The sequence below is a fragment of the Xylanibacter oryzae DSM 17970 genome (assembly GCF_000585355.1).
Classification (GTDB): domain Bacteria; phylum Bacteroidota; class Bacteroidia; order Bacteroidales; family Bacteroidaceae; genus Prevotella; species Prevotella oryzae.
The window spans coordinates 3126116-3142196 of the sequence record NZ_KK073873.1 but is presented as its reverse complement, the minus strand read 5'-3'; the positions used below and the strand labels follow the sequence as shown (position 1 = coordinate 3142196).

Below are 16081 nucleotides of genomic sequence, written 5' to 3'. Positions count from 1 at the left end.
ATTATTCCTCCCATTTGTTTTTGATTGTATCTATATCTATATCGAGCATCCTCATCTGTCTGAACATTTCGGGGATTTTGCGCTTCAAGAATTCCTCTCTTCTCTCTTTTTTAATTTGCGCGGCAGCACCTGCAGTAACAAAGTAGCCAAGTCCGCGTTTATTATATATTATACCATCACGCGCTAACATTTCATATGCCTTAAAACTCGTGTTCATATTTACCTCCAGCATTGCCGAATACTCGCGTACACTAGGTACCCGGTCGTCGTCTTTATATTTGCCGGCAAGGATTTCATCACACAGTCGGTCGGCCATCTGAACATAAATCGCTTTATCGTTATTAAATGTCATACATTAATCCATTTATTATTTATGACCTGCATGCGTGTAAAAAGCTTGTAAGAAGCAAAATAGTTGATAACTATCAGTATTAAAAATACAATACTGAAGGTATTTGCCACAGCACTTGAACTTGTAACATCTAAATGCATATTAAAATCAAATGATGAAACAATCCATCCAAATATAATACTGGCAAAGATAAGTGCCATCGTCGTAAATAGCCATGCATTGCGACGAAAGAACGTTCCGCCCAACATATATATTGAATGCATCCATATACAGAACAAAGAAAGACAGATACATGCAGCAATCTGCCAAGAATTAGCTTGATATACATCCTGCCCGTTTACATATACGTGATTGGCGAAAATGCTAGAATCTACCATTGTCCTAAAGAAATCAAGAAATACTGATCCCCCTATGCCCTTTCCTGTTATAAGAGCAAACAACATTCTGAATATATCTGCACCAAGTAAAGCAACAAGAAATGCAGCCAAGGAACCCAATGTTACATATAGATATCTACTTACAAACTTTTCAAGGTTTGATGTTGGAAGCATTATAAATGTAATACGATCTTCCTTTTCTTTCATATTCGCAAAATTAAGGCTAGCGCCAACGATCATAAGTGTTGTAAATATAAACACACTTGTAACTACCAGACTTTGAGTTCCGGAATTTCCCAAAGAGTTAAGTTCAAATATAGCCAACAACACGAAAAACAATATACTAGTCATCTTTATGAAAGATCTCTTATAAGCAAAGAAACTCCATTTCACCAAGATTCCGAATCTATTTAAATTAAACTTTTCCATAATTATTATATTATTCTATCCGTAAATATTATTTTGTATTTATTGCGCCTTTAGTAACTGCATTAAACAAGAGTTCCAAATTCAATGGCGTCTCTTCACTATTTCCTCTTGGGGCAATTACAGCGTTCCCTTGCAATGTTGGTTCTGCATAAAGTATATCAGCCATGTCATCCGGAGTACGGTACTCAAATTTATACTTATCACATATATCAGATACAGAAGCATTCAGTTTTAGTTCTTTACCTTCAAGCATTAATATATGATCTAAGAGCTGTTCTATATCATGAACTTGATGCGTTGATATAATTACAGTACGATCTTCTGTCATATTACCGGCCACTACTTTGCGGAACTGACTCTTTGAAGGAATGTCTAATCCATTTGTCGGTTCATCCATAAGCAGCAATTTTGTGTTTGTGGCAAGTGCAAAACTCATAAAAGCCTTTTTTGCCTGTCCCATTGATAATTCATTAAGATGAATATCAGTTGTTAGTTCAAAATCCCTAAGGCAATTATTTAATATCTCATCGCTGAAATTCTTATAAAATCCACGATTCATCTTTACATAATTTACCAATGACACTTTTGGCAATTTAAAGACCTCGGGCAATATAAAAATTTCACTTAACGTATCTGGACAACGTTTACTGGTTTCTAAACCATCAAAGACGATGGAACCATTCATCGCACGCAACAACCCACTTATTAAATATAATAAAGTGCTCTTACCGGTTCCATTCTTTCCCAATAAACCATATATTCTGTTTTCTTCCAACTTCAAGTCGAAATCTTTAAAAATATAGCGGCTTGTGCCTGCATATTTAAAGCTAATGTTTTGTATTTCAATCATTGTATTATTGTTTTTGAGTGTTGTACTTATGTAGAACACTGCAAATGTATGTAAAAAAGAAATATGCTCCAAATTTTTGGAGCATATTTTACATAAAATAACATTTAAGAATGTATCCTTCTATAAAAACAATGATATTAGGAGATAAATTCCAGCACCAAGAAGTGCGCTTACAGGTATTGTCAGTACCCACGATACCATGAGATCTTTTGTAACTCCCCACCTTACAGCAGTAAGACGTTTAGTTGCACCAACTCCCATAATAGAACCTGCTATAGTGTGAGTTGTACTTACAGGAATCTTAAGAATTTCAGTAATATATAAAGTTATTGCTCCGGCAGTCTCTGCAACAACACCTTCAAACGGAGTTACCTTTGTTATCTTTGTACCCATAGTCTTTACTATACGCCATCCACCTGACATAGTTCCAATTGAAATTGATGTAAAGCAAGCAAATGCCACCCAGTCAGGAATATCATCTATTGTCTTTATACCAAGTCCTATATGAAGCGGATGAGCAGCTATCATAGCTGCTGCTATAACACCCATTACCTTCTGAGAGTCATTAAGTCCATGACCTATACTGAATAATGCTGATGAAAACAACTGAAGATGCTTAAACCAAACTTCAGCCCTCAAATGGGACACGTGTCTACAACCATATAGCACAAGTAATGAAATAGCAAAAGCTATTACCATACCTATAAATGGAGCCAAAAATATAAAAGCAGCAATCTTTAGAATAATAGCACCATGTATAGCATTAAAGCCATTTGCCATTATCGCAGAGCCGGCAAAGCCACCTATAAGTGTATGAGAAGAAGATGAAGGTATACCCTTCCACCATGTAAATAAGTTCCACATTATGGCACCTATTATACCTGCTAATATTATAGGTAATGTGATGTATTGCTCGTAGACTGTTTTTGAAACTGTATTGGCAATACCAAACTCACCTATTATATATTTGGAAATGAAAAAAGCAAGAAAATTAAAAAACGCTGCCCATATTACAGCTTGAAATGGTGTCAGCACTTTCGTAGTGACAATTGTTGAAATCGAATTTGCTGCATCATGGAAGCCATTAATATAGTCAAAAACGAGTCCTAATATTATGATGGAGACTAATAATATCATCCTAATTTTGATTTAAGCGTATTTTACAATAATAGTCTTCAGCACCTTTCCTACTCTTTCGGCTGCATCTGTAGCTTTTTCGAGTTCTGCAAGTATTTCTTTCTCCTTAATAAGTTCGATACCGTCTGTTTCTTCTTCAAAGAGTTTAATTATAGCAACCTCATACAAGTCATCGGCCTTGTTTTCCAGGTCATGCAGTTCTTTACTGCGAGCTTTAATACTAGATGCATTCTTACGCAAAAACTCTAGTTCTTTCATTGCTATATCTATACATTTAGCATCATCCTTTACAACAAGTCCTAACTCAATAGCCATAGGATTATTTGCTTTGGGATTATATATTGCTATACGCTTAGCACAACTATTAACTCGGTCTATTACATCATCCATACAATCTGCGAGTGAGTGGATATCTTCACGGTCAAAAGGTGTTATAAAAGAGGTGCTGAGTTCTTCAAAAATTTTATGTGCCAACTGGTCACCTAGTCTTTCCTGATCCTTAATTTTGTGAAAATAATCTGTACGCTCTTCTCGAGTACTACATTGCATTGAATCAACCAATAAGTCTGATGCTGCGATTAAAACTTCAGATACCTGCTTTAATAAATGAAAAAACTTTGGTTCTTTCGGTGTAAAGCGACTGAAAAATGAATTGTTCATAAAGTCTATTTTTATTAAATTTTAACATTATTTCCTTATCCCGCTGCAAAGGTATATAACAAATATTACAATGATGTTACAAATGAAAATAAATTGTATTACAATTTACAAACTTATTGCAAGCATCTTTACATTTAAGCACTGAAAATGTATTTGATTTTACACACATTATTACCCTATATTATATATTTGTGCACAAATGTAACAAAATTATTAAGAAAAAACACTTAAATATTATATTTTTATTCTGTTGTAAAAAAAAAACTATATATTTGCACTCATGAAGAGGATGTTTTTAACAACCCTAATATTATCATGGACACTATTTAGCACATATGAATTGTATGCTCAAAACAATCCCTACGGCATCAAAGATGCTTTATATAATTATGTGCAGAAGACATCTGACCATATTGGAGAAAACATTGGTTACAAGATGGCTGATACATTATTTGCAAAAGCCAAAAGACAAAAGGACCTTAATGCAGAATGCTTAGCCTTAGACTTTAAAGTTTGGCATTTTCACAAGACCGGGCAACTAGAGAAAGAACAATCCGAGTTTAAAAAGGTTTCCCCCTTTTTATTAAAATCACCATACAAAAAGTACTATTTTAGTTGCTGGAATATGCGCATAAATGAATTTATCAGTGCGCATAATTATCTTATGGCCATAAACGAGATATCAAAGTATAGAGAAAAAGCCTTCGCTTTGAAAAATAATTTTGGGATAATCGAAAGTTATAACATGGAAGGAGGACTTTATTATTCTCAAGAAGTCTACAGATACGCCCTCCCTCTATACTACAAAGCATTAGAATATGCTAAAAGATCTAAGGACAAGGAAATATACCGCTACTACAAAAACGTGTCTATAGCAGCACTAAGGCTACACAGATTTGATGAAGCAGAGAAAGCTGCAAAGATGAGCATTAAGACAGCTCCTAATGAAGAATCTACAGTAGGTGGATATTGCGCCTTGTTGTCAACATACTGTGTAAAAGACACCAGTGAAAATGTAATAAAGCAAACGTATGAAACCTTAGAAAACATTGATAGTAAGGTGGTTGACAAAAGCATTAACAAATTTTCTCGAAGTGAAGCAATGTATAACTTTTATGAATTCTTTTTAAACGATAAAAATTCAGCTTTAAAAGAATATAATTCAGGATTTTTTAATCCAGACTCCGCAACTAGATACCTTAGGACTGCAAAAAGATATGAAGCAGAAGGTAAACTAAAAGAAACCGCAGAAAACTATATAAAATATTGCAATTATATAGAAAATAGCAATATAAAAGACGGTAATTTTCTTCTAACTGCATTTGTACCACAAATAGACTTTGACAACATTGAATTTGAAAAGCAATCATTAGAAGAGAAAAAGTCTAAAATAAGGCTTAAACAATTACGTATAAATGAACAAATTCTTAAGTTGAAAGATGAGCGAAATCAAGCTCATATTATAAAGAGAGAGAAAGAACATTCTATTATGCTAAGTCAGTTAGCGGCAAAACGTGTAGAGATACAAAGACAAAATAATCTCATCAAAAACGCGAAAATAACGACAGAGCAACAAAAAAGAGAATATCTGTTTGTAAAACAAAAAGAACTATGGGAAAATTCATTAATAGTTACATTAGCAACAGCTACTTTTATTCTTTTTTTTCTTTATATTATATATAAGCTTGATGAACAGAAAGAACTGAAATATAAAAAAGAAAAAGCGGAAAAAGCGGAAAAGACAAAGAGCTTATTTTTCCAAAATATGAACCACGAAATAAGAAGTCCTCTTAATGCTATCATAGGGTTTAATGATTTACTTTGTTCAGACATTGAAAACAATATTTCATCTAAAGAAAGAGCCGAAATAATTAACATGATTTCCACGAACAGTAATCTGCTTATAACTCTAGTAAATGATGTTCTTGATTTATCGAATCTTGAAAGCGGTTCATACAAATTGAACTGGGTTGATTCTGATATCCAACATTTATGCAAAACAACAATTGAAAGCATTAGAGGACGCCAAGCAGATGGGGTTGAATTAAGGACAAGGTTCAATCCAACTAACCTTTTTTTTCTACACACTGACGAACAGAGACTCCAGCAGATCCTTATCAATTTTCTCACTAACGCCTGCAAATATACAAGAACCGGCAACATAACATTATCATATGATGTATTATCAGATGTTGTTAGATTCACTGTTACAGATACCGGATGCGGAATAAAGCCTGAGGATGCCGATAAAATTTTTGAACGTTTCCGCATGCTTGACAAGTCAAAAACAGGAAATGGACTTGGGCTACATATATGCAAAATAATATCAGGTCTTCTACATGGTCAAATTTATCTTGATAAAGAATACAAAAAAGGGGCAAAATTCATTTTTGACCATCCTATTAATAACAAATTTTTTGCAATACTATTGTTTCTGTGTTCTTTTTTACCATCATACTCAGCAGAAATTAATAAAAGTAAAAGCAATCTCCAAAAATATCAATGGGCTATTGAAAACAACCAATACGAGGAAAAGAGCATTGCGATGACGGATACAATGATCATAATGGCCAGGAAAGCCCATAACATAAAAGCTGAAGGAAATGCTTTAGAGCTAAGAACAAAATGTTATTTTAATCTTAGGAAAGAATCTCTCATGTTGAAAAATGCCAATGTCTGTAAAATATTCTCTTTAAAGCATAAACAATATAGCTGCATGTTCAATTCATGGAGTACTGTTATTAACTATTATCTTTTAAAAAACGAATTAGATAAAGCAATGTCACAGTTGAAAAAGTTCAAAGCGATGACTGAAAAGACCAATGACATTACAGGCACAGGATTATTATTTTACAATCTCGGGACTTTCTATTTTGTACAAAAACGTTACGGAACAGCACTCTCATATTATATTAAAGCCATTGATTACACTAAAGTATTTAAAAATCTAGACTATATAATGATCGGAAATTGTTATAGACTACTAGGTAATAATGAGAATGCCGCAACATGGCTTAAAAGGTCTATAGAAATGCCAAGTTCAGATGTATATAAAATACATCCACTCATCGGCTTACTGGAATGTTATTCAAAAATGGGACAGACTATTAATGCCATACGTACTGAATCTGAAATAAAAAAGATACTACGTGATTACCCCAATTCAGCAAAATATTCTAACTATCATGAGTCTATGTATTTTTTTTATCTTTATATATTGAAAGACAGAGAAAAAGCATTGGAAGAGTTATTAAAGACAGAAGACTCTGATAATACTAAATACAATTTAGCACTTTACTATTATTATATTGGAGAATATGAAAAAGCGAACGTTCAATTAAAATATGATGTCATAAGATATACAAAATGGCTGAAGTCAGACCCTATGTCAAATCACTATTATTATATAAGCCAGTTTGATTACAAACAAGCAATGAGAGATAAAAATAGATTGGCTATGCATAACATCCATACTGAAATAGAAAATGCGAATAATACTAAGAAAATCCTGATGATGAAAAACGAGCAGTCAGAATGGGTCCTAATGCATGCTGACATAAACAACAGACAGGCTAAAGCTTTGCTGAAGCTTCAAGAACTAAAATTCCAAAATAATAAAGAGAAACTTAATAGACAAAACATAATAAGAACCGGCGAACAGAAACAGAGGATACTAGCAATGGAACAGGCCAAATACAGGAGTTCTACTATAAGTTTCGCAGCATTATTTATTATAGTTTGCACGATTATAGTTATTTACCATGTACAAACTAAAGCTAAAGAGATGGCTTATGCAGCTAAAAAAGCACAAGATGCTGAAAAAGAGAAAAACAATTTCTTTGAAAATATAAATAAAGAAATAAGAAAACCTATCAATAACATAATAATGATAAATAAAGAATTAAATAATTCTGAAAAGATAATTCTAAAGTCACAAAAAGACGAGGCTATGCATATATTGCATAATAACGCGGATTACTTGCACAAACTTGTAGATAAAGTGCTTGATGTATCTAAATTGGAAAGTGGTACATATAGTCCGAAAATGAGTAATATAATTGTTTATGATTTATGTCATGAAATAGTATGTTCCTTTGAATTAAATAATCACAAAACTAATATTAAACTAAATTCTGATACAAATGATGTTGAACATTGTAAGACTATAATATCGGATAAATCAAGACTTGAAGCTGCCATCAATTCGCTTATAGAAATTGCATCTGCGAATAGCACGTCTAATTATATATATTTATCTTATAAATCCGGATATAAATCAATTTCTTTTATAACTTCTCATACAGGTAGTATACCACAAAATGAAAGAAAGGACATATCACTAAGCTGGCAAATGGTTAAGTTGACCGCTGAGTTATTGAAAGGAAAGAGTTATAAAGTCGAAGACCAAGACGGGAGTATAAGATATATATTAGAAGTACTGACGAATATATAATATCAATTAATAATATTATATTACGATACTTTTGTTCTATCAGAATTTTGCATTATCTTTGCAGCGTATAAACAAAATTTCACATAACTGATCAATATAAAAACTATATTATATGGGCATCGTAATAGGAATAGATGTAGGTATTAGCACTACCAAAATTGTCGGAATAGAAAATGGCAATGTTATATCGCCAATAAGAATAACTGCGGCTGACCCTGTAACATCTTTATACGGAGCTTTTGGAAAATATCTATATGACAATAACATAGGATTAGGAGATATAGAAAAAGTTATGCTTACAGGTGTAGGGAGTGCTTATATTGACTCACCAATATACGGATTACCAACTGGAAAAGCAGAAGAATTTATTGCTGACGGACTGGGGGCAGAATACGAATCTGGATTAAATCGTATTATTGTTGTAAGCATGGGTACCGGGACATCTTTTGTAAGATGTGAAGGCGACAAGATTAAACATATAGGAGGTATCGGTATTGGCGGTGGAACACTTCAAGGACTATCAAGATTACTACTACAAACCGGAGATATAAATGAAGTATCTGATCTTGCGACAAACGGTGACATATCAAATATAAACCTGCTTATAGGTGATATAAGCGCAAAACCTTTACCCGGGCTTCCAATGGATGCAACGGCTTCTCTATTTGGAAAATCAGCTAGTAATGCACCGCGAGAAGACATCGCTTTAGGCCTTATATATATGACATTACAGTCTATCGGAAGCTCTTCAATATTATCAGCTCTTAACAGTGATGTAAGAGACTTTGTCTTAATAGGTAACCTTACATTGTTGCCTTTATGCAAAACTGTATTCCCAATAATGGAAAAGCTATATGGGGTACATTTTTTTATTCCTAAATATTCAGAATTTTGTACTGCAATTGGAGCTGCATTATATTATCTGAAATAGTATATAATACTATACACAATTTAATATTTTCAAACTATCAAAAAAAGACCTACTCAGGCAATATTCTGATTTTACTTAATATCTAAGATTTGATCACAATAGTCAAATACAGCTTTGCGATGAGTAATAAATATTATTGTCTTATCTTGTAATGACATAATATTATGAAGTAAATGGCGTTCAGTTTTTATATCTAGAGCACTGGTAGCCTCATCTAGAAGCATTATACTGCGGTTACGCAACAAGGCTCTAGCGATAGCTATTCTTTGCGCCTGACCTTCACTGAGCCTAGTACCTTGTTCATAACAAAATGTATCTAAACCAAAAGGCAAATCAAAAACGAAGTCGGCACAAGAGATGTGCAAGACTTCCGCAAGTTCATTGTCAGTCGCATCAAATTTTCCTAATCTAAGATTGTCACGAATGGTTCCACTTAATATTGTATTGCCTTGTGGTACATAAATAAAGTTGCAACGTAAAAGTGGACTATTATCAAAAGTTTCATCTGTTCCATATAATTCTATTTTACCTTCTTTTGGTCGCAGTAAGGCTAGAATAAGATGTAACAAGGTAGTCTTCCCCGAACCCGTTTCACCAATAACTGCAGTACAAGAACATGGCTTAAAATCAAAAGATAAGTTATCTATAACATTCGGTTCACAGCCATTATACATATATGATATATTATGAAGACGGATGCCCACTGGTGATTTTATCTGAATACGCCTACCCTGTTTTTCCAATGGTGGTTTCTCTAATTCAATCAACCTTTCAGTAGCTATGGATACAGAGACAAAAGCTGGTATTATTTTGGTAAGATTGCGTGCCGGTCCTTGAATTCTATTGACCAATTGTAAAAATGCCGTCATTCCACCAAATGTCAATGTATGATGGCTCATTCTAATTGCACCCCATAAAAAAGCTAAAATATAACCCAATTCAAAACCAGAATTCAGCACTAGATTTGAGAAAACTGAAAATATGGTACGTTTAACAACATTACGGCTCAATTCACTTTGTGTCTTTTTAAGTTTGTCAACCATCAAATCATTACACTCCAATGTTTTTATCAACATTTTATGTTGTACTGTTTCCTGCAAAATGCTCTGTACTCTACTTTCCGAATCACGCACTTTTCGAATAAAGCCACGCATCTTACCAAGATACAATTTACTTATAAGTATAAATAAAGGTGTTATTGCCACTATTATCAAAGCCAATGTCGTATCCATATTTAACAGATAAAAGAACGCACCTAAAAATAAGATTATTACCGATACTGTATTGGGTATAGTTTCTGTAAGAAACGTAACAACATTATTGACATCAAATTCTAATCTGTTCAATAAATCACCACTATGAATGTCTTCACGTCCACACCACTCAGAACATAATATACGATCAAGCATTCGCTGTCGCATAAGATTCTGAGCTCTAACTCCCAATAGATTTTTCACCCATGTGCTAGCAATGTCAATTATAAAATTAAAGAATATGAGTATACCGATAATGCCAACTGCACAATATACAGAACCTAATATAGCACCCGAGGCAACGTCTATAGCATGCTGTACAGCCCACACAGTAAAAAGACTGACTGAGACATTCAATAATCCAATAACAGTATTAAGAAAAATATTGACGCGAAATCCTATAAATGACCGCCAAAGCCATTTGAATATAATTGGATATGAATATTTACTATTATTTATTCCCAGTAAAGAGTTAAAATTCATATTATCTTCTTGTATCTGCGCCCCACATCAACTTTTCGCGTAGTGTATGATAATAACTAAAACCATTTCTCTTTACTATCTTTATATTATATGGAGCCTTGCGTATAACAAGTTTAGTGCCCTCTTTACATTTTTCAGAGCTTCCATCTATTGCAACAAGAAAGTTATGACTGCGACTCTCAACGGCCAGACATATTTCAGAATCATCAGGTATTACGATAGGGCGTATATTAAGGCTATGCGGTGCTACTGCGGTCATAGACAATACTCCAGAATGCGGTGTAAGTATAGGTCCTCCATTAGATAATGAATATGCTGTAGAACCTGTAGGAGTACTTACTATCACTCCATCGGCTTCATATGTTGTAAGATATTCACCATTAATTGTTACACGAATACTTATCATTGAAGCATTGTCACGCTTAAGTACGGCAATGTCATTTAATGCACAATCATAACACTCAAGCTGGTCACCATCTGTTTCAATTTTAATAACGGTTCTGTCTTCTATAGTATATTCACCGCTGTACAATGCATCTAGGCACCGTTCTATTTCATATGGGCTTACATCGGCTAGAAAACCAAGGCGGCCCATATTTACGCCTAAAATTGGTATATTTTTATTACCTACATGACAGGCCGCCTTCAGGAATGTTCCATCTCCACCCATAGAAATAACAAAATCAGCATTAAAATCGTCATTGTAAAAGATACCACTGGCATCTACTTTAAGATGTTCAATTTCTGTCAAGAAACGATAATATGCTTTCTCCACATAAACCTCTGCCTTATGTTCTGAAAGATAAGAAAGGATGGTCTGTACAGATGCCGACTTCTTAGCTTGGTATATATTACCAAAAATGGCGAATTTCAATTTACGTAATGACATTTTTAATTGTTTTTATTATCTTTATCAATCACCAATATTGTTATTTGACAAACATTTTGTATTTTTGCCGATAGTTTTCGTTGCAAAAATACATTTTTTTGATTAAAACGAAGAAAGAAAAGATTAAATAATTAAGTAAAAATGACAAAATTAAGCGTAAACATTAACAAGGTAGCTACTATCCGCAATGCTCGTGGGGGTAATAATCCAGACGTATTGAAAGTAGCTTTGGATTGTGAGGCGTTTGGCGCTCAGGGAATAACTGTGCATCCACGTCCTGACGAAAGACATATACGCTATCAGGATGTTAGGAATATCCGTCCAAGAGTAAAAACAGAATTTAATATAGAAGGTAATCCTATTGACAAATATATAGAACTTGTGCTTGAAGTAAAGCCTACACAAGTTACATTAGTGCCCGATTCAGACAATCAGATTACGAGTAACCATGGTTGGGATACCAAGAAAAATATAAATTTCCTCACTGATGTAATAGGAAGATTCAAGGAAGCTGGAATAAGGACGTCTATTTTTGTCGATCCTGATGTAGAGATGGTTGATTATGCCAAAAAATGTGGTACCGACAGAATTGAATTGTATACTGAGCCGTACGCAAGCGAGTATATAAAAAATCGAGATTCTGCTATTGCACCTTTTATTGAAGCGGCGAAAGAGGCAAAAAAATTAGGACTTGGACTAAATGCCGGTCACGATTTAAGCCTGGTCAACCTAGGTTATTTCTATCAGCAGATTCCTTGGATAGATGAAGTAAGTATAGGGCATGCTTTAATATGTGACGCATTATACATGGGACTTAAAGACACTATTCAAAAATACCTAGATTGTTTAAAATAAAAATATCAATATGGCAAAAGTATATGAATTTTTAGCTAATGGTTTTGAAGAAATAGAAGGCATGGCTCCTGTAGATATTCTGCGTCGTGCAGGTATTGATATAAAGACTGTAAGTATATCTGAAAGCAAATATATTGAGACATCGCATGGTATAACAGTCAAAGCAGACTTAATGTTTGAAGATACAGATCTAAGCGATGCTGATTTGCTTATGTTGCCTGGTGGCATGCCAGGATCTACTAATCTTAATGCTCATAATGGATTAAAAAGAGCTTTATTAAAGCACAATGCTGAAGGTAGAAAAATAGCAGCTATATGTGCCGCTCCAATGGTACTTGGAGGTCTTGGATTACTTAAAGGAAAGCATGCGACTTGTTCTCCTGGATTTGAAAAGTATATGGAAGGTGCTATATACACTCACGAGTTATGCACAGTTGATGGCAATATCACTACTGGAGAAGGACCTGCCGCTACCCTACCATATGCTTATACAATTTTGGAATCATTTGTTGGCAAAGAAGCTTCAGAAACGTTACAGAGAAAGATGCAATTTGCTCATCTCATGGGTAATGAATAAGGACTATATAATAATCGTTGCTGGAGGCAAAGGCCTGCGTATGGGTGGAGATATTCCGAAACAGTTTTTGCCTATTCACGGCAAACCTATATTAATGCGCACTATAGAACAGTTTCATAAGTATAATGATAATCTAAACATTATACTGGTATTGCCTTCTTCACAACACGATTATTGGTATCAGTTATGCAGTAAATACGGTTTTGATATCCCATATGATATTGCAGACGGAGGAAATACACGTTTTGATTCTGTCAAAAATGGGCTGAATCTCATACCCGATACAGCCTTTGGTATTGTTGGAGTACATGATGGAGTACGCCCTTTTGTATCTCTAGATGTTATTGAGAGGTGTTATAAATCAGCACATATTAATGATGCTGTCATTCCTGTAATACCTGTCTTTGAAACTGTACGTCATCTAATCGGTAAAACAAACGAGACTGTATCAAGAAGTGAATACAGACTTGTACAAACGCCACAGACATTCAATATACAATTATTAAAGAAGGCTTACAAACAGGCGTTTTGCGATTCATTTACAGATGATGCGTCTGTGGTAGAACATCTAGGTGGCAAAATTACTCTTGTAGACGGAAACCGCGAAAATATAAAGATAACAACGCCTTTCGACTTGACAATAGCAGAGGCTTTACTAAAAGATTAATGCTAGACATACTTGAACAGGACATACAATTTCTATCTGGCGTAGGACCTAGTCGCAAAAAGATACTAAATGAAGAATTAGGTATCAACACATTTGGCGACCTGCTAGAGTATTATCCTTATAAGTATGTTGACCGAAGCAAATTGTATAGTATAAGCGAATTAAGTGGCGATATGCCTTTTGTACAAATCCATGGAAAAATTCTAAGTTTTGAGACTTTCGATATGGGTCCACGCAAACAAAGGCTTATCGCTCATTTCTCTGATGGCAATGGAATAGCTGAACTTGTCTGGTTTCAGGGATGCAAATATATAACAAAACATTACAAGATAAACACAGATTATATCGTTTTTGGTAAACCTTCGGTATTTAATGGTCGTATCAATATAGCACACCCAGACATAGACCTAGCATCTGAACTGCAACTAAATGATATGGGAATGCAGCCATATTATTCATTGACTGAAAAAATGAAGAAGCACGGATTTACCAGCCGGTCTATTGAAAAACTAACAAAGAGCCTTATAACAAAGATCTCACAATCTATAGATGAGACTATACCTCCTTTCATTACAGAACGGTTGCATCTTGTTTCTAGAGACAAAGCATTAAGAGATATTCATTATCCTAAGACGTCTCATGACCTTCAAAGGGCAAGACTCAGGCTAAAGTTTGAAGAACTTTTTTATGTCCAACTTAATATTCTGAGATATGCCAGTGATCATAGACGTAAGTATAAAGGTTACGTTTTTGAGCATGTTGGAGATAAATTCAATCAGTTCTACCATGACAATCTTCCTTTTTCACTTACAGGTGCACAAAAACGTGTAATGCACGAGATACGTGCTGATGTTGGTAGTAGAAAACAAATGAATCGTCTACTACAAGGCGATGTTGGCAGTGGAAAGACTCTTGTTGCATTGATGTCAATGCTGATCGCCATCGACAATAATTATCAGACCTGTATTATGGCACCAACCGAAATTCTTGCCGAACAGCACCTTGATACTATTAAAAGTTTCCTTGATGGCATTGATGTTCATGTAGAACTACTTTCTGGTATTATAAAAGGTAAAAAACGTAATGCTGTACTGCAAGGACTAATAGATGGAAGTATTGACATACTGATTGGTACACATGCTGTAATTGAGGATTCAGTACAATTCAAACACCTGGGATTAGTAGTTGTAGATGAGCAGCATCGTTTTGGTGTAGCGCAACGAGCCAAGCTATGGAACAAAAGTTTAAATCCTCCGCATGTACTTGTAATGACTGCAACACCAATTCCACGAACATTAGCTATGACTCTTTATGGTGACCTAGATGTTAGTGTCATTGATGAACTGCCACCCGGTAGAAAACCTATTGAAACTCGCCACGTGTTCGATAACCAGATGACATCTTTATATAACGGTATAAGAAAACAAATAAACGAAGGAAGACAAGTATATATTGTATTCCCTCTTATAAAGGAGAGTGAAAAGAGTGACCTTAAAAATCTAGAAGATGGATTTGAAGCATTAAAAGAAATTTTCCCTGAATTTCATCTAAGTAAAGTACATGGAAAGATGAAATCAAAGGAAAAAGAATTAGAAATGCAAAATTTTGTTAAGGGGAATACACAAATTCTTGTAGCTACCACCGTTATAGAAGTAGGCGTAAATGTACCTAATGCATCAGTTATGATTGTAATAAATGCAGAGAGGTTCGGTCTATCACAATTACACCAATTAAGGGGACGTGTTGGTAGGGGTGCAGACCAGAGTTTTTGTATACTAGTTACCAGCTATAAGCTAAGTAGCGAAACACGCAAAAGGATTGATATAATGTGTGATACTAATGACGGTTTTGAAATAGCCGAAGCTGACCTGAAACTCCGTGGTCCAGGCGATTTAGAAGGTACACAACAAAGTGGAATGGCATTCGATCTAAAGATTGCAGATATAGCACACGACGGACAAATAGTGCAGCTAGCTAGAAACGAAGCACAGACTATAATAGAGAATGATCCACTATGCCAAAGCGACACCTACAAAATGCTCTGGAATAGGCTTGCAAAATTACGTAAAAACAATATAAACTGGTCTGCTATTTCATAGTGAATGAGCACATTAACCATTCTTCTTTTGTGTTAAAGATAAAATAAAAACTGTTAACGCAGGCGCCTT

Annotated in this window: 13 protein-coding genes; 6 read left to right on the top strand and 7 right to left on the bottom strand. The window is 34.5% G+C overall.

Annotated features, from left to right (window positions below):
- Window position 1: 1 nt before the first annotated feature.
- The 5 genes from XYLOR_RS12575 to XYLOR_RS12555 all read right to left on the bottom strand — a co-directional run bounded on the left by XYLOR_RS12575 (window position 2) and on the right by XYLOR_RS12555 (window position 3805).
- Window positions 2–352 (bottom strand): GntR family transcriptional regulator, encoded by a 351-nt coding sequence (locus tag XYLOR_RS12575; protein WP_036880163.1) that lies wholly within the window; start codon window positions 350–352, stop codon window positions 2–4.
- The gene (locus XYLOR_RS12570; protein ID WP_036880162.1) at window positions 349–1158 is read right to left on the bottom strand and encodes a hypothetical protein; all 810 of its coding nucleotides are present in this window, start codon (window positions 1156–1158) and stop codon (window positions 349–351) included. Before XYLOR_RS12570 ends, XYLOR_RS12575 begins: the two co-directional genes overlap by 4 nt.
- Window positions 1159–1186: 28 nt before the next feature.
- Window positions 1187–2008 (bottom strand): ABC transporter ATP-binding protein, encoded by an 822-nt coding sequence (locus tag XYLOR_RS12565; RefSeq protein WP_036881119.1) that lies wholly within the window; start codon window positions 2006–2008, stop codon window positions 1187–1189.
- A gap of 120 nt (window positions 2009–2128) precedes the next feature.
- Window positions 2129–3145 (bottom strand): inorganic phosphate transporter, encoded by a 1017-nt coding sequence (locus tag XYLOR_RS12560; RefSeq protein WP_036880160.1) that lies wholly within the window; start codon window positions 3143–3145, stop codon window positions 2129–2131.
- Between the two features lie 12 nt (window positions 3146–3157).
- Window positions 3158–3805 (bottom strand): DUF47 domain-containing protein, encoded by a 648-nt coding sequence (locus tag XYLOR_RS12555; protein WP_036880158.1) that lies wholly within the window; start codon window positions 3803–3805, stop codon window positions 3158–3160.
- Window positions 3806–4085: 280 nt separating this feature from the next.
- Between XYLOR_RS12555 and XYLOR_RS12550 the strand changes: the two genes are divergently transcribed.
- A complete protein-coding gene (locus tag XYLOR_RS12550; protein WP_036880156.1) occupies window positions 4086–8258 on the top strand; it encodes an ATP-binding protein in 4173 nt (1390 codons plus the stop codon).
- Window positions 8259–8370: 112 nt separating this feature from the next.
- Complete coding sequence (gene coaW, locus XYLOR_RS12545) at window positions 8371–9189, top strand: type II pantothenate kinase (protein ID WP_036880150.1); 819 nt, start codon at window positions 8371–8373, stop codon at window positions 9187–9189.
- A 71-nt stretch (window positions 9190–9260) separates the two neighbouring features.
- On the opposite strand, the gene XYLOR_RS12540 is transcribed toward coaW, so the two are convergent.
- The gene (locus tag XYLOR_RS12540; RefSeq protein ID WP_036880148.1) at window positions 9261–10925 is read right to left on the bottom strand and encodes an ABC transporter ATP-binding protein; all 1665 of its coding nucleotides are present in this window, start codon (window positions 10923–10925) and stop codon (window positions 9261–9263) included.
- A 1-nt stretch (window position 10926) separates the two neighbouring features.
- On the bottom strand, window positions 10927–11814 hold the full coding sequence (locus XYLOR_RS12535) for an NAD kinase (protein ID WP_036880146.1): 888 nt from the start codon (window positions 11812–11814) through the stop codon (window positions 10927–10929).
- A 141-nt stretch (window positions 11815–11955) separates the two neighbouring features.
- On the opposite strand from XYLOR_RS12535, the gene XYLOR_RS12530 reads away from it, so the two are divergent.
- The 4 genes from XYLOR_RS12530 to recG are packed head-to-tail and all read left to right on the top strand — an operon-like array spanning window position 11956 to window position 16012.
- Window positions 11956–12669: a pyridoxine 5'-phosphate synthase gene (locus tag XYLOR_RS12530; RefSeq protein ID WP_036880143.1), complete on the top strand. Its 714-nt coding sequence runs from the start codon at window positions 11956–11958 to the stop codon at window positions 12667–12669.
- A 10-nt stretch (window positions 12670–12679) separates the two neighbouring features.
- Window positions 12680–13246: a DJ-1 family glyoxalase III gene (locus XYLOR_RS12525; protein WP_036880140.1), complete on the top strand. Its 567-nt coding sequence runs from the start codon at window positions 12680–12682 to the stop codon at window positions 13244–13246.
- Window positions 13239–13913, top strand: coding sequence for a 2-C-methyl-D-erythritol 4-phosphate cytidylyltransferase (locus tag XYLOR_RS12520; RefSeq protein WP_036880137.1), 675 nt, complete (start codon window positions 13239–13241; stop codon window positions 13911–13913). The genes XYLOR_RS12525 and XYLOR_RS12520 overlap by 8 nt, the downstream gene beginning before the upstream one ends.
- Window positions 13913–16012, top strand: coding sequence for an ATP-dependent DNA helicase RecG (gene recG / locus XYLOR_RS12515; protein WP_036880135.1), 2100 nt, complete (start codon window positions 13913–13915; stop codon window positions 16010–16012). The genes XYLOR_RS12520 and recG overlap by 1 nt, the downstream gene beginning before the upstream one ends.
- Window positions 16013–16081: the final 69 nt, after the last annotated feature.

What these genes read in the sequence shown, in the direction of transcription:
- XYLOR_RS12575 (WP_036880163.1), bottom strand. Translation starts at nt 352, where the DNA reads ATGACATTTAATAACGATAAAGCGATTTATGTTCAGATGGCCGACCGA.
- XYLOR_RS12570 (WP_036880162.1), bottom strand. Translation starts at nt 1,158, where the DNA reads ATGGAAAAGTTTAATTTAAATAGATTCGGAATCTTGGTGAAATGGAGT.
- XYLOR_RS12565 (WP_036881119.1), bottom strand. Translation starts at nt 2,008, where the DNA reads ATGATTGAAATACAAAACATTAGCTTTAAATATGCAGGCACAAGCCGC.
- XYLOR_RS12560 (WP_036880160.1), bottom strand. Translation starts at nt 3,145, where the DNA reads ATGATATTATTAGTCTCCATCATAATATTAGGACTCGTTTTTGACTAT.
- XYLOR_RS12555 (WP_036880158.1), bottom strand. Translation starts at nt 3,805, where the DNA reads ATGAACAATTCATTTTTCAGTCGCTTTACACCGAAAGAACCAAAGTTT.
- XYLOR_RS12550 (WP_036880156.1), top strand. Translation starts at nt 4,086, where the DNA reads ATGAAGAGGATGTTTTTAACAACCCTAATATTATCATGGACACTATTT.
- coaW (WP_036880150.1), top strand. Translation starts at nt 8,371, where the DNA reads ATGGGCATCGTAATAGGAATAGATGTAGGTATTAGCACTACCAAAATT.
- XYLOR_RS12540 (WP_036880148.1), bottom strand. Translation starts at nt 10,925, where the DNA reads ATGAATTTTAACTCTTTACTGGGAATAAATAATAGTAAATATTCATAT.
- XYLOR_RS12535 (WP_036880146.1), bottom strand. Translation starts at nt 11,814, where the DNA reads ATGTCATTACGTAAATTGAAATTCGCCATTTTTGGTAATATATACCAA.
- XYLOR_RS12530 (WP_036880143.1), top strand. Translation starts at nt 11,956, where the DNA reads ATGACAAAATTAAGCGTAAACATTAACAAGGTAGCTACTATCCGCAAT.
- XYLOR_RS12525 (WP_036880140.1), top strand. Translation starts at nt 12,680, where the DNA reads ATGGCAAAAGTATATGAATTTTTAGCTAATGGTTTTGAAGAAATAGAA.
- XYLOR_RS12520 (WP_036880137.1), top strand. Translation starts at nt 13,239, where the DNA reads ATGAATAAGGACTATATAATAATCGTTGCTGGAGGCAAAGGCCTGCGT.
- recG (WP_036880135.1), top strand. Translation starts at nt 13,913, where the DNA reads ATGCTAGACATACTTGAACAGGACATACAATTTCTATCTGGCGTAGGA.